The organism is Lamprobacter modestohalophilus, assembly GCF_016583905.1.
Taxonomy (GTDB): Bacteria; Pseudomonadota; Gammaproteobacteria; order Chromatiales; family Chromatiaceae; genus Lamprobacter; species Lamprobacter modestohalophilus.
In genome coordinates, this window is record NZ_NRRY01000002.1 from 76,947 (window position 1) to 96,313 (window position 19,367).

Consider the following 19,367-nt stretch of genomic DNA (forward strand, 5'->3'; position numbering starts at 1 on the left):
CCAGCGTTTGGCTGCCACCGCCGTCGTTGCGACCATAGACGCATCGGCGACTAGACGACAAGCGTCGAGCGCAGGCGGGGGCTTGGGCGCTCAACCCGGTTTTCATTGGGGTGGTGGCAGGGTAGACTCAAGCTCCCGCAGCGGATGAATCCTGCAGAACCATCGGCGGCAGATCGAAGAGTCCGCGCGCTACCTGCACCTCAGCCCGCTTGAGCGAGCCGCCGCGCGGCCTAAGCCAAAACCGCGGCTAGGCTTCCATCTTTCCCATCCCGAACGCAGTATCGCGATGAACGACACCCAGCCCTTATCCGGTTCCGAGCGCGATATCGCACTCTTCGCCACCTTGCTCGGCGAGGTCCTGCGCGAACACAGCCGCAAGCGCGTGCTCGTGGTGGTGGAGCGCCTGCGCGAGGGCTTTCTGACGCTGCGCGAGCAGGACGACCCTGAGCTACGCGCGAAGCTGATGAAGCGTATCAACGGGCTCGACTCGCAGACCCTCGCCGAGGTGATCCGCGCCTACACCATCTATTTCAGCCTGGCGCATCTGGTCGAAGATGTGCACGCCTATCTGAACCGGCGCTCGCTGGTCAGCGCCGGCGGTCGGCTCTGGCGCGGCTCCTTCGATCATACGCTGCGCCAGTTCCATGCCGACGGTGTCGATGCAGCGGGGCTGCAGCGGTTGCTGAACGAACTCGCCTATCTGCCGGTCTTCACCGCGCACCCCACCGAGGCCAAGCGGCGCACCACGCTGGAGACCCATCGACGCATCTTCCTGGCTGCCCTCGACCTGCACCGGCATAAGCTCAATGAGGAAGAGCAGCAAGACCGCCTTGGCCAGATCCTGAGCGAGATCCAGGTGCTCTGGAAGACCGATGAGGTGCGGGTGCACAAGCCGCAGGTGACCGATGAGGTCAGGCAGGGGCTGTACTTCTTCCGCGAGTCGCTGTTCGAGACCGTGCCGCAGGTGTACCGCAACCTGGAGCGTGCGGTTCGGCGTCTGTACGGCAGCAACAGCGGCGTGCTGGTGCCGAGCTTCATCGGCTTTGGCTCCTGGATCGGCGGTGATCGCGATGGCAATCCCTACGTGAAGCCGGAGACCACCGAGCTGGCGGTGCGCATGCACTGCGAGCTGGTGCTCGAGCATTACATCGCGCGGGTGCGGCGGTTGACCCGCATCCTCAGCCATTCGAGCTTGCTGGTGCAGCCCTCGACGCCGTTCCTCGATGCCCTCGACGATGACGAGGATTACTGGCTGCATACCATGCGCCAGACCCATCGGCGCTATTTTCATGAGCCCTATCGACGCAAGCTGTTCATCGTTCGGCATCGGCTGGAGACCACGCTGGCGCGGGTGCGGGCGCGGATCGATGATGACCAGAGTCCGGAGATCCTGCCCGAGGGCTATGCGCACGAGGGCGAGCTGCTCGACGACCTCTACCTGATCCGCGACTCGCTGATCAGCCACGGCGACGCCAATGCCGCCGATGGCGAGCTGAAGGATCTGCTGCGCCTGGTCGAGACCTTTGGCTTCCATCTGGTGCATCTGGATGTCCGCCAGGAGTCGACGCGCCACACCGAGGCGGTGATCGAGCTGTTCGCGCGTCAGCCCGGTGCACCGCTCTATCATGCCTTCAGCGAGGAGCAGAAGTTGCTGGCCTTGGCCGAGGCGATCGGCCATCCGCATCCCTTCCATATCGATAAGGGCACGCTAACGCCTGAGACCCGCGAGACGCTCGAGGTGTTCGAGTCGATGGCGCGGATGCGTGCTGAGATCAGCGAGCAGGTCTTCGGCGCCTACGTGATCTCGATGACGCATAGCGCCAGCCATGTGATGGAGGTGATGCTGCTGGCGCGCTTGGCCGGGCTCGCCGGGCAGACCCCGGACGGTTGGTTCTGCCATCTGCGCATCTCGCCGCTGTTCGAGACCATCGAAGACCTGGCGCATATCGATTCCGTGATGTCGGCGTTATTCGACAACTCGACCTACGCGGCGCTGCTCAAGGCCTCCGGGAATCTGCAGGAGGTGATGCTCGGCTACTCGGACTCCTGTAAGGACGGCGGCATCCTCGCCTCGGCCTGGAATCTTTATGAGGCACAAGAAAAGATCATTGCTCTCGCCGAGGGGCGCGGCGTCAAGTGCCGGCTCTTCCATGGTCGTGGCGGCACCATCGGTCGCGGCGGTGGCCCGACCCATGAGGCGATCCTGTCGCAGCCGGAAGACACCGTGCACGGGCAGATCAAGTTCACCGAGCAGGGTGAGGTGCTCTCCTATCGCTATGCCAACCCAGAAACGGCTCTCTATGAGCTGACCATGGGGATCAGCGGCCTGATGAAGGCGAGCCGCTGTGTGATCGAGCCGCCGATCAAGCCGCGCAAGGATTATCTCGGCATCATGGAAGAGCTGGCGCGGCTCGGCGAGGCGCACTACCGCGGCCTGATCTGCGACACCCCGGGGCTGCTGGACTATTTCTATGAGGCGACCCCGGTCGACGCGATCGCGCTACTCAACATCGGCTCGCGGCCTTCGCATCGGAAGAAGGCCGACCGCTCGCTGGGCTCGATCCGTGCCATCCCCTGGGTCTTCGGCTGGGCCCAGGCACGGCATACCCTGCCGGCCTGGCTCGGCATCGGCAGTGCGATCGAGCAATGGCGACAAGGAGACCTGGAACGCTTGGCGAAGCTGCAACGGATGTATCAGGAATGGCCGTTCTTCCGTGCGATCTTGAGCAACACGCAGATGTCGCTGTTCAAGGCCGAGATGCAGATCGCCCATGAGTACGCGCAGTTGATGCCGGATCAGGCGCGTGCCGAGGCGATCTACCGGGCGATCGCCGATGAATATCAACGCACCCTGACCCAGGTGCTGAACGTGGCTGGCCTGCATGCGGTGATGGAGGAGACGCCCGAGCTGCAGCTCTCGCTGGCGCGGCGCAACAGCTATCTCGACCCCTTGAACCATATCCAGATCACCCTGCTCGAGCGCTATCGCAACGAGCCGAACGAGGAGGCGCGCAAGGAATGGCTCGATCCACTGCTGCGCTCGATCAACGCCATTGCCGCTGGCATGCGCAACACCGGTTGATGGCTCTGCTCAATGTGCTCGTTTCACGCTGATCAGGCTCACAAGCTAAGATTGCAGGAGCCGCATGAGCAGATCCGTCACCGCGGTCGCGAGCAGGAGCAGGTCCGCCAGCAGCGGCGCTATCAGCCGTTCTATTGCGAGGAGAACATCTGGTGGCTCTGCGCCGAACCGCCGCTAGGCGTCCATATCGAGCTGGTGATCTTTGTCGCGAGTCTCTCTGGGATCTGCCCGATCGCGGAGCAGCAGGCTGGCGCGGCCGATGGCGTTGCTTGGTGGGATTACCATTGCATTGCGCTCGATCAGGAGCGGCGCATCTGGGATCTGGATACTCAGTTGCCGCAACCGGTGGCGGCGCGCATCTGGGTCGCGCACAGCTTCCCCCGGGCGGCCGCATGGCCGGCCCCGCTGCGGCCCCTGTTTCGGCTGGTCCCCAGTGCAGACTATCTGCGGGATTTTTCCAGTGATCGGCGTCACATGCGGGACGCTGTTGGACACTGGCTCCAGCCACCGCCGCCCTGGCCCTGTATTGGGGTTGGAGACAGCGCTGATGCCAAGGCCAGTACAAGGACGGATTCGAAGGTGGATCTGCGGTACTATCGAGATTTAAGCGCGTCTGATGGGCCGGGGATTGTGATTGATCTTGATGCATTTTTAGCGATCTATTGCGCAGATGAGGGTGCCGTCCATGGTCCAAGAATCACGTAAAATCTATCAGTTGAAGGTCGCGCTCAAGCAGACTAAGCCGCCGATCTGGCGACGCGTCCTAGTGCTGAACAGAACCCCGCTTGCAGACTTGCATGCGATCCTGCAGGCCCTGATGGGGTGGACGGATTCTCATCTGCACCAATTCATCGTAGAGGGTCAATACTATGGCGCACCAAGCCCTTACGATGATTTTATGGAGATGGCGGACGAGCGACAATATCGGCTTGATCAACTCCTAAAGAAGGAAAAGGCGTCAATGATCTACGAGTATGATTTTGGCGATGGCTGGAATCACAAGATCACGTTGGAGAAGATCCTGCCTTTCGACCAGGCGCAACGGTTGCCACAGTGCCTCAAAGGCAAGGGGGCTTGTCCGCCTGAGGATGTTGGCGGAGTCTGGGGTTATTACGCATTTCTGGATGCATTGGCCAATCCTGAGCATCCCGAGCACGATGAATTGAAGGAGTGGATTGGTGGCGATTTCGACCCCGATGAACTCGATCTGAACGATATCAATTCGCGACTCTTTTTTCAGCAGATGGATAGCCCGCAAGTCTGATTGCGAGCCTTGCTGTCAGGGCGGCGCCGGATGCTCATTCCTGGGGGCTCATCATGGCTGCGCATTGAGTGGCGACTTCGGTCTTGGTCCTTGGTCTGCTTGCGAAGGCCATGTTTATTGATGGCTTTCATCTAAGTTTATCTCTGTCATCTGCAGTTTCTAGGATCAACCAAGCCCTAGGATCAACCAAGCCCTAGGATCAACAAAGCATAGTGGTCAATCATCATGTCTGAGCTGCTCTATAAGGCAAACCCTTCGATCTGGCGCTCGCACCCCTTTGGCGCCCTCGTTGCCTGGGTGCTGATACTCTTGGGGGCAGTCATCGCCTTCACCGGGGCGATCCCTTTTCTGCCTGAGCCGACGCAGCCGATTCAATTGCCAGAGGGCTTCGACCTGCGCTGGGTGGGTTATGGTCTGCTGGCGATTGGCTGCTTCCAACTACTGCGCTGGTGGCTGGCCACGCTGATGGATCAGCTCGAGATCTATGAGCGCGAGCTGGTCTGGACCCATGGTCTGCTGAGCAAGGAGTACACCGAGATCAACATGGGCTCGGTGCGCACGGTGCGCATTGGGCAGTCGTTGTTCCAGCGTATCGTTGGTGCTGGCGACCTGCAGATCTTTACCGCTGGTGATGAGCCAGAGCTGACCATCCGCGGGCTGCCGCGGCCGCAGGAGATTCGTCAGCACATCAAGGGATACAGCGCTGGTGATGAATAGCCTGTCGCAGTCCCCTTGCGCTTTGCTTACGGCCCCCACGATGCCGCTCATTATAGACTCAGACTCTCTCATGGCCCTGGTGATTGCGCCGATTGCGTTTCTGAGGCTCGCTCATCATCCCGCGGCCGATGGCTGCCGATTGGGCTTGCCACCTGACTGGCCAATGTGGCGACTCATCGCTGCTGTCCTGGCCTTGTTGAGCTTCGGCACGACCTTTGCTGACACCGGCGCGCTGGATCGGATCAAGGCCGCGCAGACCATCCGCATCGCCTACTCGCCAACGGCCTATCCGATCTCGTTCAAGGATACTGAAGGTGTTCCGCGCGGCTACTCAGTCGATCTATGCCGGCATATCGTCACCAGCGTGCAGCAGGCGCTCGGTCTCGACGCGCTCGAGATCGCCTGGATCGAGGGCAATACGCCGCGCCGGGTAGCCGCCGTTGCCAATGGCGAGGCTGACATTGAATGCGGCACCACCACCATGAGCCTAGCGCGGCAGCGCCAGGTCGATTTCTCCAATGTCGTCTTCGTCGAGTCTGGCGGGATCTTGGTCAAGAGTGATCGCGGTCTGCGCGGGCTCGCCGATCTCGCCGGCCGTAAGGTTGGTGTGGTGCCGGAGACGACGACTGAACGCCGCTTGCGCCCAGCGCTGAGCGAGCAGGGTATCGAGCTAGAACTGCTACCGATCCGCGATGCTAAGGACGGGCGTGATCGGCTGATGGCGGATGAGCTGGACGCGGTTGCCGGCGACCGCTTGTTGTTGATCGGCCAGGTGGCGGATACCGGCAAGGCCGAGGACTTTGCCATCGTGGATGCGAATTTTTCGGTCGAGCCCTATGCCTTTGCGTTGCCGCGCAACGATGCCGATTTTCGGCTGGAAGTCAACCGTGGCCTCGCTGAGGTCTATCGCAGCGGTGAGATCGATCAGATTTTCCAGCGTTGGTTTGGTGAGGACTCGGCGCCGACGCGGCTGCTCGAAACGATCTATTTCATCTATGGGTTTAGCGACTGATCCTGAGCCGTTCCTCGGGTGAGCGCGAGCCGTTGATTCACGTGAATCTCGAGCGCGGCATTGTCCGGGGTGGGGCGCTGCGCCATGCGCGTTAGGCTGGGCGCAGCGATTCAGCTCAGCCGCGGCTCAGCGGCTTTGCGCTGAGCGGGCTCTAGGTATCGCACGACCTGATTGGTGGGCCGCAGCTGCTTGCGAAGCGTCTGCACCCGCTCAATGCTTGATCCTGCTTTGACGAACGTGACGATCTCCGCGGCCGGACAAGGCTTGCAGAAGTAATAGCCTTGTACGATGTCGCAGCCGGCGTTGATCAGATACCGCACCTGCAGCTCGGTCTCTACGCCCTCGGCGACGGTCTCTTTGCCCATGCTCTTGGCCATCCCGATGATGGTGCGGACCATTGCCCAATCACGCTCCTGCTCGACGATATCAAGCACGAACTTGCGATCGATCTTCAGCGTGCTGAAGGGCAGGTGCTTGAGGCGCGAGAGTGAAGACTCACCGGTACCAAAGTCGTCGATCGAGAGCTCGAAGCCGGCGCCGACCAGATGCCGCCAAAACTCGGCGATCTCCGGCTCGTCGCGCATCGCGGCCTCGAGGATCTCGAATTCTAGATCCTGTGGGTCGATGCCCGACTCGCGCACGGTTTGTAGCAACAGCTTCTCGAGCAATGACGGCTGGAAGAAGCCGACATCGAGATTGATCGATATCCGCCCGACGCTCAGCCCCTCGGCTTGCCACTGCTTGCACTGGCGGCAGGCCTCTTGGAGCACCCATTCGGTGATCGGCTGCATCAGCCCCGTCTCTTGCGCAACCGCCAAGAAGCGACCAGGGCTGAGCAGTCCCTCGCTGGGATGCTGCCAGCGCACCAACGCCTCAAGGCCAACAACACGTCCGTCAACCAAAGAGACCTTGGGCTGATAATGCACGCGGAACTGGCGCTTCCTGAGCGCATTGCGCAACGCCGACTCCAGCTCGAAGCGGCTGTTGGCATCATCGTCGAGGGCCGCGGTGAAATACCGATAGCCATTGCGTCCCTGTGCTTTGGCCTGCAATAAGGCGGCATTCGCACATTTGATCAAGGTGGCGCTGTCCTGCCCATCCTTGGGGAACAGCGCAATGCCGATGCTGGCACTGACGTCAACCCGCTTACCAGCGATCTTGATGGGATGACGTAAGGCGGCGAGCAGGGCGTGCGCTGTGTGTGACGGGGCTGCCGGGTGCTCCAGGCAGCGCATCATCAGTCCGAATTCATCGCCTCCGCAGCGCGCTGCACAGTCGGTTGGCCCAAGAACCTGCTGTATACGACCAGCAATCTTCTTCAACGCTTGGTCACCAGCGGCATGGCCGAGTGAATCATTGATTCGCTTAAAGCGGTCAATGTCGCAGAGCAACAAGGCAAACTGGCTCGCAGACGCCTGCGCTTGACTCAGCTCTTCTTCGAGTGCCTCCAAAAAGGCATTGCGGTTATAGAGACCGGTGACTTGGTCGAAGTAAGCCAGCTCATGCAGCCGCGCCTCTTTGGCGCGGAGCTCGGAGATGTCGTTGAAGACGCCAACGAAGCCGACAATCTCTCCTGACGGGTCTCGTACCGCATTGATCTTCAGCCATTCAGGAAATTCCTCGCCGTTTTTGCGCCGATTCCAGAGTTCGCCCTCCCAATGCCCCCGCGTGAGTAGCTCGTGCCACAGTCTTTCATAGAACGCCTTGTCCTGACGACCTGAGGCGAAGATGCTAGGATTCTTGCCGAGCACCTCGTCTTCGCGATACCCGGTAATGCGCGTCAGGGCCGCGTTGACGGCCTGGATACTGGCTCGCTGATCGGTGACGCAGACCGCCTCGGCGAGATGACGGAAGGCGACGTCGGCGGTCTGTAGCTTTTCCTTCGCCGCTTTTTCTGCGCGCAGATCTCGAAAGAGCACCACCGAGCCACTGAGCTCACCTTCGACGTACAGTGGCGAAGCAACCACACTCACCGGCAGTCGCTGCCCATCGCGATGGCGAAAGACCTCGGTATCACTGCGGTACACCTCGCCACGTAAGGGTGCCTGCTGCACCGGGCATTCAGAGGCTGGGACATCATCGGGCTCGCCGTGCAGGTGGAACAACTGATGTGCGCTCTGCCGGCTGAGCTGATCTTGCGAATAGCCGAGCAGCTCCGAGGCGGCCTGATTCGAATACAGGATACGGCCATCACGATCCATCACATAGAGCCCTTCGGCCATGTGATCGCCGATGGTGCGAAGGCTCTGACGCGAGCTGATCCAGCGCCTTAATGTCAGTACCAAGAAGCCGAGCACCAGCGTGACGATGAGGAACAGACCGATAAACCAGTCGCGTTGTACCACGTATTCCGGCGTTTCGAGATATGACACGAATGAAGCCGCGATCTGGCCTTGGCTGTCACGGACCGGGAGCACCAGCACGGCCCAACATCGGCTGAGTCCAATGCAGGTATTGCGCGCGAAAGGGTCACCTCGTTCCATCGCTAGGTGGATACCCTGATCTGAGGCCAGATTGAGATCGAGGGCGGCCACCCATGGCGGCTTCGGTTCGACCAGGGTTGCATCGCGTAGCGAGCTCGTATCGTCCTCGACCAGGTAATCCGGGTGCAGGGGTGTCGTCTCGAACAACGCGAGCGCGCTGGGATGAGCGATTTTCTGCATGAGGTCGCGCCTCAGCAGGAGTCGGTTGGCGGATTGTCGGCCGGTCTGGTCGCTGCCGGACGCGGTGTCGCCTAATCGCTGAGCGGCCCTGCGCAACGCATCGAACGAGAGGCTGTAATCGACGACGCCGATGAACTGATCATCCTGGAACAGCGGATAGGCATACCGGTAGCCAGGATAGACGCGGCCATTCTCGAATCCTTGTGCGGCCTGCTGATTGGCAATGACTTCGGCCAGGATCGGGCGTTGCGAGGCAATGCGATCATCATAGAGATCGGGACGGTTGAAGCGCAGAAACGAGCGCCCGTCTGGCTCAACGAATTGCAGCACCCGCAGATCCTGTGATCGCAGCAGGTCATAGGTCGGCGCTAGAGCGCGATACAGGCTTCCACGCAGCGCGCGCCGCTCCTCAACCGAGGCCGAGGCGGCTTGCGCAAGCAGTTTGCGCACCGCCGGCACGTCGACGGACTGCAGGTTCAGTAAGGTGATCAGCCGCGCATAATCGTTGACGATATCCTCGTAGCTGCGCTCGAGTTCACTCCGATACAGCGTGAGCAGGTGGGTCGTCTCATTGCGAAAGACCATCCACAGCGTCCAGGCAAGGAGGGATTCCGCGAGCAAGAAGACTAGCAGCGCGATGACGCTCGCCCGCTTGATCCGTCGAAACGACCAGACCTTCATGGCCGTTGAACAGCCTGTAATCGAGCTTCCGCCAGTGGCGTCATCGGCGCCGCTGCTTCTGCTGGTCTTCCCGATGTACGCTGCAGCGAAGTGATGCGCTCTTCTGGTGGCAAGGGTGCTTCCGGAATCGGAGCACCTGGAATCGGCCAAGGCAGGTAACTCAACGCATCCGCAACTGCCGCGTAGTCACAATTTCTGGGCGCGACAATCCCGTGCCGGACCTGTGGCCCCCATGAGGCTGTCAGTTGCGCTAGGGCTGGCTTGTGCTCCAAGTCTTCTAGGCTTGCCAGCCCTTCCTGTAGTCGCGCAACCATCGCAGCCGACAAGGTGGCGGTGTTGGCGACCAACGAGAAACCTGGCCAGCGCTGACTCTCGGCGATCGGTTCCAGATTCAGGTGTGCATAGCGCTGGGCGATGGCCGTCTTGACGCCCGCCACATCGAAACGGCCCCGAACGACGCCCAGCGCTGCATTGGCGTGGTTTCCGGCATAGGTGAACTGATTGGTATCGCCATCGAGGCGTCGGCCAGCAGCGCGCAGCATCTCCGAGACCGCCAGCCAGCCGCAGGTCGAGTAGGGTTGCGTGAGTCCGATGCGTTTGCCCTGGATTTCAGATGGAAACAGGCTGTCATCAGCGTAGGCCACCAAGGAGCAGGTGTAATGTGGGGCGCCATCGGCTTCGCGGAAGCAGCCCAAGGGCTGGGCATGGCTGTGATCGCGCTGCAGGATGGCGAGCGGCAAGGGGCCAAGGTAGGCCAGGTCGATCTCACCTTCATGGAAGGCGGTGAGCAAATCGCCATAGTCACGGAAATGGGTCCACTGAATCGATACCTCGGCCTGTTCGGCCAGGAAGTCAATCAGTCCGCCGATCTGCTCGTGGATGATCTTTGGGTCTTCGAGCGGAAGCGGCGCGAAGCGCAGCGGTTGTGCTGCAGCCATCAGCGGCAGCAGCCAACACAGGAGACCGATAACGAGGAGGACTCGAAGCCGCGACGAATGACAGTTCCCCTCTGAGCGCATGACTGAGGCCCCTGCTGTTTTCGATCATTTTTTCTTTAATAAGCAGATACTTATCTGCTTATTAAAGAAAGCATCCGGGCAAGCTGGAGGCTAGTCCAGGTAGGGTGGATTAGCAAGGCGCCCGGCGTTAGAGACGATCGTGGGATTGAGCTGTGGCAGGGTCAGTGTGCGTTCTTGGCGAGGTGAGAGTCCGGTGGAAGCTGGTGGGAGCCAGGTGGGAGCCCGGTGGGAGCACGATGTGCTTCAGTGCCGGTTGCTTGGGCGCAGGGGCTTGGGCGTAGGGCTCGAGCGCAGGGCTTGGGCAGGGTAGCGCCGCGCCATGATCGTCAGTTGTCTGGACCGGCGCGCCTTGGCGACAGGCTGTCAGTCTGCCTCGAGCGTTTGAAACTGTAAGGCTGCCAACCGCGCGTACAGGCCGCCGTCGGCAAGGAGTTGCTCGTGTCGGCCGCTGGCGACGATGCGCCCTTGATCCAAGACCAGGATGCGGTCGGCATTGCGGACCGTCGCCAATCGATGCGCGATGACGATACTGGTGCGTCCTTGCATCAGGTGCTCAAGGGCGTCCTGTACCAAGCGCTCGCTCTCGGCGTCGAGGGCGCTGGTGGCCTCGTCGAGCAGCAGTACGGCGGGATCGCGAAGGATGGCCCGCGCGATGGCGATGCGCTGGCGCTCGCCGCCGGAGAGGCGTACGCCGCGCTCACCGAGGAAGGTTCGGTAGCCGTCTGGTAGCCGCTGGATGAACTCATGCGCGTGCGCGGCTCGGGCCGCGGCCTCAACGGCCGCTGCATCGGCCTCCAGCCCATAGCGGATGTTCTCGATGGCATCGGCGCCGAAGATCACCGGGTCTTGCGGAACGATGACGATCTGGCGGCGGAAGTCGGCCGGCTCCATCGCGCGCAGATCGATGCCGTCGAGCCGCAGTACCCCCTGCTGAGGATCATAAAAGCGCAGCAAGAGGTGGAACAGCGTCGACTTGCCGGCCCCGGACGGACCGACCAGCGCGATCTGTTCGCCAGGCGCGATCTCGAGATCAATCTCGGCGAGGGCGGGATGCTCGGGGCGTGATGGATAGGTAAAGCTCAGGCGCTCGGCGCTGACCTGACCCCGAACCGGCATTGGCAGCGGTTGCGGGTGAGCGGGTGGGGTAATCGCTGGCTCGGTCTCGAGGAGCTCCATCAAGCGCTCAGCGGCGCCAGCGCCACGCAGCAGTTGGCCTGCGATATCCGATAAGGCGCCAACGTTGCCGGCGACCAGGATGGCGTAGAACAGGAAGGCTGAGAGCTCGCCGCCGGTGATGCGCCCAGCCAGCACCTCGCGGCCGCCGAACCAGAGCACGACGCCGATCGCGCCGAAGGTCAGCAGGGTCACCAGTGTGCTCAACAGCGCGCTGGCCAGCGAGCGCTGCATCGCCGTACCGAAGGCCTCCTCGACGCGCTCGCCGTAGCGTGCGCGATCGATCGGCTCGTGACAGAAGGCCTGTACCGTGCGAATCCCGTGCAAGCTTTCGTCGACATAGGCGCCGACATCGCCGATCCGATCCTGACTGAGCCGCGACAACCGTCGCACCCGGTGGCCAAGCACCCAGGCTGGGACCAGCACCAGCGGAACCCCGAGCAGGACCAGCTTGGTGAGCTGCGGACTGGTGATCGCGAGCATGACCAGGCTGCCGACCGTGAGCAGCGCACTGCGCAGGCCCATCGCGAAGGTCGAGCCGACCACTGTCTGCAACAGCGCGGTATCGCTGGTCAGTCGTGAGATGACTTCGCCGGTGCGGGTGGTCTCAAAGAAGCCGACGTTGAGCGCCAAGGCACGCTCAAACACGGCTTGCCGCACATCGGCGACGATCCGCTCGCCGAGCCAATTCAGCAGCCAGCTACGCAGTCCGACGGCGCCGCTCAACAGCACCACGACTAGCAAGAACAGCAGCAAGGCTCTGTTCAGCGAAGCCGGTGAGCCATTGGCCAGGCCGCTATCGACCACATGGCGAATCACCTGGCCAAAGGCCAACAGCGCCCCAGCGGCGAACAGCAAGGCCGCGACGGCCAGCAGCAGACGGCCGAGATAAGGACGCCCGAAGCCAAGCAAGCGGACCAGTGGTCGCAAACGGCGACTCCGCGGCCGATCGAGAGCGTCGGCTGACGAGGGAGAGGATCGCATGAGGTGCTATCCGTGGCTCGAGGCGGTGCCTTGCGCTGTCAGCATGGGCAATGCGCTCGGATCAAGAAGGGCCGCCGCGGCCTTTAGCTAGCGCTGATTGTCGGACGCGGCGGGCGAGGTCAGGCTGCGGGTGGGTACTCAGCGTGCAATCGCTGCCCCTGTGCTGACGCTGATCCGGGATTAGGTCCGGAGAAGATCGTAGAGCCTATCCTTGAGCAGCAAACGTTCTTTCTTAAGCTCCTCGATGGTTTCGTCGGCAACGGGTGTGCCGAGCTCCTCGAGCTTGCGAACCTTCGCATCCAGCGTGTCATAAGAATCCATGAGCTCGGAAAAGGCAGAGTTGCTCGCGCGCATCTCGTCAATCTTGCCTTCGAGCTCCGGAAACTCATGGAGCACATCGTGAATTTCTCCAAGCATCGGCTTGTGAACCTCCGGAACGGCACCGCTTCAACGGCGGTGCTGATGTCTTATTGAATGGGTGATGGACGGGCCACAGCACGGCGTTTACCTACGCGCACAAGACCCTCCTCAGAATTGTAAACCAGCGGTCATGAACTGCCCTTGGCTGGGGCGGAAAAACCTGATCTGAGTTAGCAAAAATGCAGGAATTTTGGTCAAGTGTCGCGTGACTTTCCCACGGTTATCGGTTGCTAGGCTAGTTTGCGCCAGCATCCATCGCCTTGATCACCGCGTCGGTGAGGTCGCCATCCTCGTCGAGATAGACGACGCCGGCTTGGTTCGCCTCGAAGACCGCGTCGATCTTTCGCTTCTTAGCGACGCTGATCACCGCATCGCGGGCGGGCTTCAAGATCTTCTGGCCCTCCTGCTGCTGGGCCTGCGCGAGCTGCTGCTGGATCTTTGCGAAGTCCTGTTCGAACTGCTTGATCCGACCGATAATCTCCTCTTCGGTCTTTTCGACTTGAGCGGTGCTCATCAAGGGTTTGTCGCGCTCAAGCTTCTGTTGCAGCTGGCGGATGGCGGCCTCTTCTTCGGCGAAGGCTTGTTGTTCGTCACCGAACCGCTCTTGCAGATTGGCCTGAGCCGTCTTGCCGAGCTGGCTTTCCTCCAAGACCCGCTGCATGTCGACATAACCGATCTCGCTGGCCAAGGTCGGGGTGGCGATGGCCAATGGGATTGCGATCAAAAGACCGAGGATGGAAAAACGGTGATTCATGGCTGAGCTCCTAGGGGGCTGGACGGATGGGCCTCCTGTCATGCTGGAAGCCGCGGCTGTGGCGCGTAATTGTATACCGCTTGCCGCGCATCAAGTGCTTCGTCTGCTGGCAGCGCGACCAGGGATGGGCCTGAGTGTTCGTGCTCAGCGCAGCCATTGGGCCCGGATTTGGCCGAGCGGCGACCGGATGGCGCGGAAACTGGGCGTAGGCGTTACAATTCAAGGTTACTTGATATCTTGCTGCTGACGGGCCCTGGGCTCGCGGTGCCGGAGGTTGGAACGCATGGCGGGCTCCCTACAGGATCAACTGGTGAAGGCCGGGCTGGCGACCGAGCAGCAGGCCCGGAGCACCAAGTCGAAGAAGCGTAAGCAGAAGCGCTCTGGAGCCCAGCCTCCGGACGCCGCCCAGCGCCAGCAGGCGGCTGAGGCTGCCGCCGAGAAGCGCAAGCGCGATCAGGAGCTGAATCGCCAGCGCGACGAGGAGGCGAAGCGTAAGGCTGAGCAGATCGCGCTTTGGCAGCTGGTGCGCGATAACCGAATCGCGCGCTCGGTGGCCGATACCGCCTACAATTTCACCGACGGCAAGGCCTTGAAGCGACTCTACGTCAGCGCTGCCCAGCATCGCGATCTGGTTGCTGGGGGCCTAGCCATCGTGCGTCATGACGATTTCTACGAGCTGGTTCCGGCGGCCGTCGCCGAGCGTCTCGCGAGCGCCGAGCCGGCGTTGGTACTGGTGCATAATCAGCCAGAGTCGGAGGACGGCGATGACGAGTATGCCGATTTCAAGGTGCCTGACGACTTGATGTGGTGATCCCGGTTGGTGATCGCCGCTGGTGATCGCGGCTGGTGATCCCCTCATCTTTTGGAGCTGAAGCCCGATGGCGGAAACGACTGAAAAGCGTCTCGCGTTGCTGATCGATGCCGACAACGCGCAGGCATCGGTCATCGATGGCCTGCTCGAGGAGGTTGCGAACTATGGCACCGCGCAGGTCAAGCGTATCTACGGCGATTGGACGCGTCCGAATCTCGGCGGTTGGAAGGAGGTGCTGTTGCGACACAGCATCCAGCCGCGCCAGCAGTTCGCCTATACCAAGGGCAAGAACGCGACCGATGCGGCGATGGTCATCGATGCGATGGACCTGCTGCATAGCGGCGGCTTCGATGGCTTCTGTCTGGTCTCGAGCGACAGTGACTTCACACCGCTGGCGGCGCGGATTCGGGAGTCAGGCCTTCGGGTCTATGGGTTTGGCGAGCAGAAGACACCAGACGCCTTCGTCGCTGCTTGCGATAAGTTCATCTTCACCGAGTTGCTCAAGGGCGAGGGCGCTGCGACCAAGTCGCCGAAGCGGCTCGGTACCAAGGAGCTGCGCGCCGATGCGCGGTTGGTGACGCTGATGCGGCGTGCCGTCGAAGACACGGCCGACGATGACGGCTGGGCCGAGCTCTCGAGCGTCGGCAACACCATCAACAAGCGGGCGCCGCAGTTCGATCAGCGCAGCTACGGCTATGCCAAGCTCAGCGAGCTGATCAAGGCGACCAAGCTGTTCGAGGTGCAGGCGCGGCTGATCGGCGACGGGCCAAGTAAGCACTACTACATCCGCGATACGCGCGCGGTCGAGGGCGATTGAGTCGGCGCGACCAGTCGAAAATCCGAGCAATCGACAACCCGAGCAGTCGACAACCCGAGTTGGCCGCCCTGCGCAGCTGCCTACTTTCTGCTCCCCGATGATTGCCTTAGCGTGGTCCTCAAATCGTTAAGGAGTTGATGGACAGTTTCTTGGCTCCATGCTGATGACACTGATCGATACCCACTGCCATCTCGATGTTGACGCATTCGATGTCGATCGCGCCGAGGTCTTGGCCGCTGCGCGGTCTGTCGGCGTGGAATCGATCGTGGTACCCGGGATCGATGCCGCGGGCTGGGATAAGCTGCTCGGGATCTGTGCGAGCGACGCTGGGCTCTATCCCGCGCTTGGCCTGCATCCGGTCTATCTGGAGCGGCACGCCGACGGCGATCTGGCCGCACTCGAGCAGCGCTTGGCCACCGCCAAACCGGTCGCGATTGGCGAGATCGGGCTCGATTTCCATGCCAAGGATGCTGACCGTGATCGGCAGCTGGCACTCTGCTGTGCCCAGCTCGCGATCGCTCGTGAGGCGCGGCTACCGGTGCTCTTGCATGTGCGCAAGGCGCATGAGGAGATGCTGCGGCTGTTGACTGAGACGCCGGTGATTGGCGGCACGGCGCATGCGTTTAATGGCAGCCTGCAGCAGGCGCAACGCTATATCGACCTCGGCTTCTGTATCGGTTTCGGCGGCATGCTCACCTTCGAACGCTCGAGCCGCCTGCGCCGCCTGGCCGCCGAGCTGCCACTCGAGGCGATCGTGCTCGAGACCGATGCGCCTGATCTGACTGTCGCCTCGCACCACTATCAACGCAACAGTCCGGCTTATCTGCCCGAGGTCGCGCAGGCCTTGGCGGCGGTGCGCGGTGAGGAGCCTGTTCGGATTGCTGCGCAAACGACCGCCAACGCGCGCCGACACCTCCTCGGGTGATGCGCGGGTGAAGGCGCTAGAGCATTTGCCCATGAGCGCCACGAACAATACAGAATGCGGCAGAAGACGAGCACGGAACAGTGACGTGCCTGCCGGCTGCTGCCGAGTAGGGAGGTGATTTGATGTCAGAGGATGAGGCGCTGGCGACGACTGGCGCACCGGCTGGGCTCTCCGAGCGCACGCGCATCCTGATCGGCGATCAGGGTGTCGAGCGTTTGCGCGCCGCGCGGGTGTTGGTCGCCGGGCTCGGTGGTGTCGGCTCCTATGCGGCTGAGGCGCTGGCGCGTGCCGGCGTTGGTGAGCTGATCCTGGCTGATTGCGATACGGTCGCTGCGTCTAATATCAACCGGCAGCTCTGTGCGTTACAGAGCACGCTCGGCGAGCACAAGTCCGAGGTCATGCGTCGGCGCGTCCTCGATATCAATCCGGCCTGCCAGGTGACCCTGATCCAAGCGTTTCTCGCTGCCGATGAACTGCCATCGCTGATTGCCAATGGTGGCTACGATCAGGTCGTCGATGCGATCGACAGTCTGAATAGCAAGCTAGCGCTGCTGAGTACTGCGGTTGATTCGAGCACGCCGCTCGTCAGTAGCATGGGTGCTGGCGGCCGGATTGACCCGGCCCGGATTCGCGTCGGCGACCTGATGGATAGCAACGGCTGCCCGCTAGCCCGTAAGGTGCGCCAGCAACTACGCAGGCGCGGTTACGGCCGAGGCATTACCGCGGTCTGGTCAGACGAGCCACCGCGTCCTCCGCTTGCGCCTGAGCCCACGTCGCGAGGTCGAGCGCGAGCTGTTAACGGCACCATCAGTTATCTACCTGGGCTCTTCGGTTTGACCCTGGCTGGGTTGTGCGTGCAGCGGCTTTTGCAAGTCGAGGAGCCTGGTTGATGAAAAAGGGCACAGCCTTGCACAACCTTGCACAACACTGCGCAACGATACAGCGGAAATGATCTGATCTGCTGGGCTAATCCGTTTCAGGGTTCGGTCCCCTGATCACTCCCTGATCACTCCCTAATGCCGAGCTCCCGCTCGATCTCCTCACCAGCACGCAGACTGAGTTCGACGCGCCGGTTGCGGGCCCGCTGCTCGGCCGTGTCGTTCGGCTCTAGAGGGCGCGTTTCGGCATGCCCGAGGACGATTAGGCGCCACGGCTCAAGGGTTGGGTTCTTGAGGAGAACATTCGTCACCGCGGCAGCTCGCATCGCCGAGAGATCCCAGTTGCTTTGGAACCGCTGGCTGTTGATCGGGACATTATCGGTATGGCCGTCGACTGCGATATAGCCAGGCATCTCGCTCAATTCGCTTGAGAGCGCCTCGAGCAAGGTCTCGAAGGAACCGCTGATCTCGGCCGATCCTGACGGAAAACTCCCTTTTTCATCGATGCGGATGATGATATCCAGCCCATCGCGCTCGACGGCCACATTGCCGCCCGTCTCGACCTCGCGAATGGTTTCGGTCAGTCGCTCCTGAAGCTCGCTGAGTCGCTCAACGACGCGGGAGTCGATCTCGCCTGAGGCGAGCGTGGGTTTTTCAACACTGGTCTTTTGGCGAATTTCCTCGAACGGGATGGGCTCGACGCGACCCGGCGTAAACTCACGCATGATTGGGCTAGTGCCCATCGGGATCGCCTCTACTGGGACGTCCCGTTGCACACCAAAGGCCTTGGAGAGCTCGCCGGCGAGGCGTTTGAAGCGGATCGCATCGATTTCCGCAAACGATAGCATTAGCACGAAGAAACAGAGCAATAGGGTCATCAGGTCAGCATAGGTCACCATCCAGGATGGTATCTTGGAGCACTTAACGCGCTTCTTAGACATTGCCGGCCTCGTCGCTTGTCTCCGCCGCCTGATCTGCATCGGCGTCGTTACGCTTCTCCCTGCGCTCTTGGGACAGGTAGGTCATCAGCATCTGCTCGACAATCCGGGGGTTGCGGCCCTGTTGGATGGCGAGCAGGGCGTCGGTCCAGAGCGATTGCAATTGTTCTTGATGCAAGGTCCGGAGCTCTAGCTTCTCGGCAATCGGGGTCGCAATCACATTGGCAATCAGCACGCCGTAGAGGGTGGTCAGCAGGGCGACTGCCATCGCTGGCCCGATCGAGGCCGGGTCCGACATGTTCGACAGCATGTCCACCAGGCCAATCAGGGTTCCGATCATCCCCATTGCTGGTGCGACATCGGCAAGCAGCGTGAATGCGCGGGCACCTGAGCGATTGCGCTCTAGTGTCAGCAAGCGCTCTTTGTCGAGCACCTCCCTGAGCATGTCCGGTGCGTATCCATCGGCCAGCATCTGCAGCCCTTGAGCGAGGAATTTCGAGCTGCTTTCATGATCCTCGAGCGCAAGGAGGCCGCTCTTGCGTGCGACCTTGGCGATATCGAGCATCTCGTCGATGGTCGATTCAACGTCCGGTAAGCTGGACTTAAACGCCTTGACGGCCGCTTTCAATGCATTGCGTGCCTCCGAAAAGCTCATCTGCGAGAGCACAATCAGGATGCTACCGCCAATAACGATGAGCAGGCTCACTGGATTGACGAAGACCAGCGGCGAACTTCCAAGCGATATTGCCGCTACGATCATGATCGTGGCGCCGAGCATCCCGATAATGGTCGCCAAGTCCATGTTATAGCCTCTTTAGGTCAACTGCCCGAACGGTGTGTTTTACTGGGATGAGCGCGGGAGTGCAATGGAGGCGCTGCCCGCGGTGGGTGATGATACCTCTTTTTCGTCGACTTTAAGGCGATTGCCGGAAAAGCGCTTTCCGAATGGTGCGGGATTGTCGTTTGCCATCAAGGCGTCTCGTCGGGAGCATCGCCGGGCGATGTGGCTGACGACCCGACGCAGCAGGCGAGCGAGAAGACGAGCGAGAAGACCATCGAAAAGACCAGGAAGGCAGGGTGCGCTTTGCGAGAAATCGCCTAAGGGCAGGAGCGCTGTCGTAAGCCGGCCGGTTGCCGTGGAGCCGAAAAAGATGGGCTCAATATCACGCTGAGGTGGACATGGTCAACCGAGCCCACTCCGCGCGGGGAGTGGGCTCAGCTCATCTGCT

The 19,367-nt window shown here is 61.4% G+C and carries 16 protein-coding genes; 9 read left to right on the forward strand and 7 right to left on the reverse strand.

Features of this window, described 5'->3' with window-relative positions:
* Nucleotides 1–286: 286 nt before the first annotated feature.
* The 5 genes from ppc to CKO42_RS01470 all read left to right on the forward strand — a co-directional run bounded on the left by ppc (nucleotide 287) and on the right by CKO42_RS01470 (nucleotide 6,075).
* Nucleotides 287–3,082 carry a phosphoenolpyruvate carboxylase gene (gene ppc / locus CKO42_RS01450; protein ID WP_200237242.1) on the forward strand — a complete coding sequence of 932 codons (2,796 nt, stop codon included), beginning with the start codon at nucleotides 287–289 and terminating at the stop codon, nucleotides 3,080–3,082.
* Between the two features lie 51 nt (nucleotides 3,083–3,133).
* Entirely contained in the window at nucleotides 3,134–3,787 is a 654-nt protein-coding gene (locus CKO42_RS01455) for a protein N-terminal glutamine amidohydrolase (RefSeq protein ID WP_200237257.1), read from the forward strand.
* Nucleotides 3,768–4,346, forward strand: a complete 579-nt coding sequence (locus CKO42_RS01460; RefSeq protein ID WP_200237269.1) for a plasmid pRiA4b ORF-3 family protein — start codon at nucleotides 3,768–3,770, stop codon at nucleotides 4,344–4,346. Before CKO42_RS01455 ends, CKO42_RS01460 begins: the two co-directional genes overlap by 20 nt.
* A gap of 225 nt (nucleotides 4,347–4,571) precedes the next feature.
* The gene (locus tag CKO42_RS01465) at nucleotides 4,572–5,063 is read left to right on the forward strand and encodes a PH domain-containing protein (RefSeq protein WP_200237299.1); all 492 of its coding nucleotides are present in this window, start codon (nucleotides 4,572–4,574) and stop codon (nucleotides 5,061–5,063) included.
* Between the two features lie 163 nt (nucleotides 5,064–5,226).
* Nucleotides 5,227–6,075 carry an amino acid ABC transporter substrate-binding protein gene (locus tag CKO42_RS01470; protein ID WP_200237303.1) on the forward strand — a complete coding sequence of 283 codons (849 nt, stop codon included), beginning with the start codon at nucleotides 5,227–5,229 and terminating at the stop codon, nucleotides 6,073–6,075.
* A gap of 110 nt (nucleotides 6,076–6,185) precedes the next feature.
* Here the strand turns inward: CKO42_RS01470 and CKO42_RS01475 are convergent, their stop codons facing one another.
* From CKO42_RS01475 to CKO42_RS01495, 5 genes are all read right to left on the reverse strand, one after another.
* The gene (locus CKO42_RS01475) at nucleotides 6,186–9,419 is read right to left on the reverse strand and encodes a putative bifunctional diguanylate cyclase/phosphodiesterase (protein ID WP_200237306.1); all 3,234 of its coding nucleotides are present in this window, start codon (nucleotides 9,417–9,419) and stop codon (nucleotides 6,186–6,188) included.
* Nucleotides 9,416–10,357, reverse strand: a complete 942-nt coding sequence (locus tag CKO42_RS01480; protein ID WP_200237309.1) for a PhnD/SsuA/transferrin family substrate-binding protein — start codon at nucleotides 10,355–10,357, stop codon at nucleotides 9,416–9,418. Before CKO42_RS01480 ends, CKO42_RS01475 begins: the two co-directional genes overlap by 4 nt.
* Before the next feature lie 444 nt (nucleotides 10,358–10,801).
* Nucleotides 10,802–12,595 carry an ABC transporter transmembrane domain-containing protein gene (locus CKO42_RS01485; RefSeq protein WP_200237312.1) on the reverse strand — a complete coding sequence of 598 codons (1,794 nt, stop codon included), beginning with the start codon at nucleotides 12,593–12,595 and terminating at the stop codon, nucleotides 10,802–10,804.
* Nucleotides 12,596–12,775: 180 nt separating this feature from the next.
* On the reverse strand, nucleotides 12,776–13,012 hold the full coding sequence (locus CKO42_RS01490; RefSeq protein WP_200237315.1) for an HP1242/YdcH family protein: 237 nt from the start codon (nucleotides 13,010–13,012) through the stop codon (nucleotides 12,776–12,778).
* Between the two features lie 238 nt (nucleotides 13,013–13,250).
* Nucleotides 13,251–13,769: an OmpH/Skp family outer membrane protein gene (locus tag CKO42_RS01495; protein ID WP_200237322.1), complete on the reverse strand. Its 519-nt coding sequence runs from the start codon at nucleotides 13,767–13,769 to the stop codon at nucleotides 13,251–13,253.
* A gap of 283 nt (nucleotides 13,770–14,052) precedes the next feature.
* On the opposite strand from CKO42_RS01495, the gene CKO42_RS01500 reads away from it, so the two are divergent.
* The 4 genes from CKO42_RS01500 to CKO42_RS01515 all read left to right on the forward strand — a co-directional run bounded on the left by CKO42_RS01500 (nucleotide 14,053) and on the right by CKO42_RS01515 (nucleotide 17,212).
* A complete protein-coding gene (locus tag CKO42_RS01500) occupies nucleotides 14,053–14,580 on the forward strand; it encodes a DUF2058 domain-containing protein (RefSeq protein WP_200237326.1) in 528 nt (175 codons plus the stop codon).
* A gap of 67 nt (nucleotides 14,581–14,647) precedes the next feature.
* Nucleotides 14,648–15,397: an NYN domain-containing protein gene (locus CKO42_RS01505; RefSeq protein WP_200237329.1), complete on the forward strand. Its 750-nt coding sequence runs from the start codon at nucleotides 14,648–14,650 to the stop codon at nucleotides 15,395–15,397.
* Between the two features lie 163 nt (nucleotides 15,398–15,560).
* A complete protein-coding gene (locus CKO42_RS01510) occupies nucleotides 15,561–16,322 on the forward strand; it encodes a TatD family hydrolase (protein ID WP_200237332.1) in 762 nt (253 codons plus the stop codon).
* A 122-nt stretch (nucleotides 16,323–16,444) separates the two neighbouring features.
* On the forward strand, nucleotides 16,445–17,212 hold the full coding sequence (locus CKO42_RS01515) for a tRNA threonylcarbamoyladenosine dehydratase (RefSeq protein WP_200237335.1): 768 nt from the start codon (nucleotides 16,445–16,447) through the stop codon (nucleotides 17,210–17,212).
* 116 nt (nucleotides 17,213–17,328) lie between these two features.
* Here the strand turns inward: CKO42_RS01515 and CKO42_RS01520 are convergent, their stop codons facing one another.
* Nucleotides 17,329–18,141, reverse strand: a complete 813-nt coding sequence (locus CKO42_RS01520) for a flagellar motor protein MotB (protein ID WP_200237339.1) — start codon at nucleotides 18,139–18,141, stop codon at nucleotides 17,329–17,331.
* Entirely contained in the window at nucleotides 18,134–18,940 is an 807-nt protein-coding gene (locus tag CKO42_RS01525) for a MotA/TolQ/ExbB proton channel family protein (RefSeq protein ID WP_200237343.1), read from the reverse strand. The genes CKO42_RS01520 and CKO42_RS01525 overlap by 8 nt, the downstream gene beginning before the upstream one ends.
* Nucleotides 18,941–19,367 lie beyond the last annotated feature (427 nt).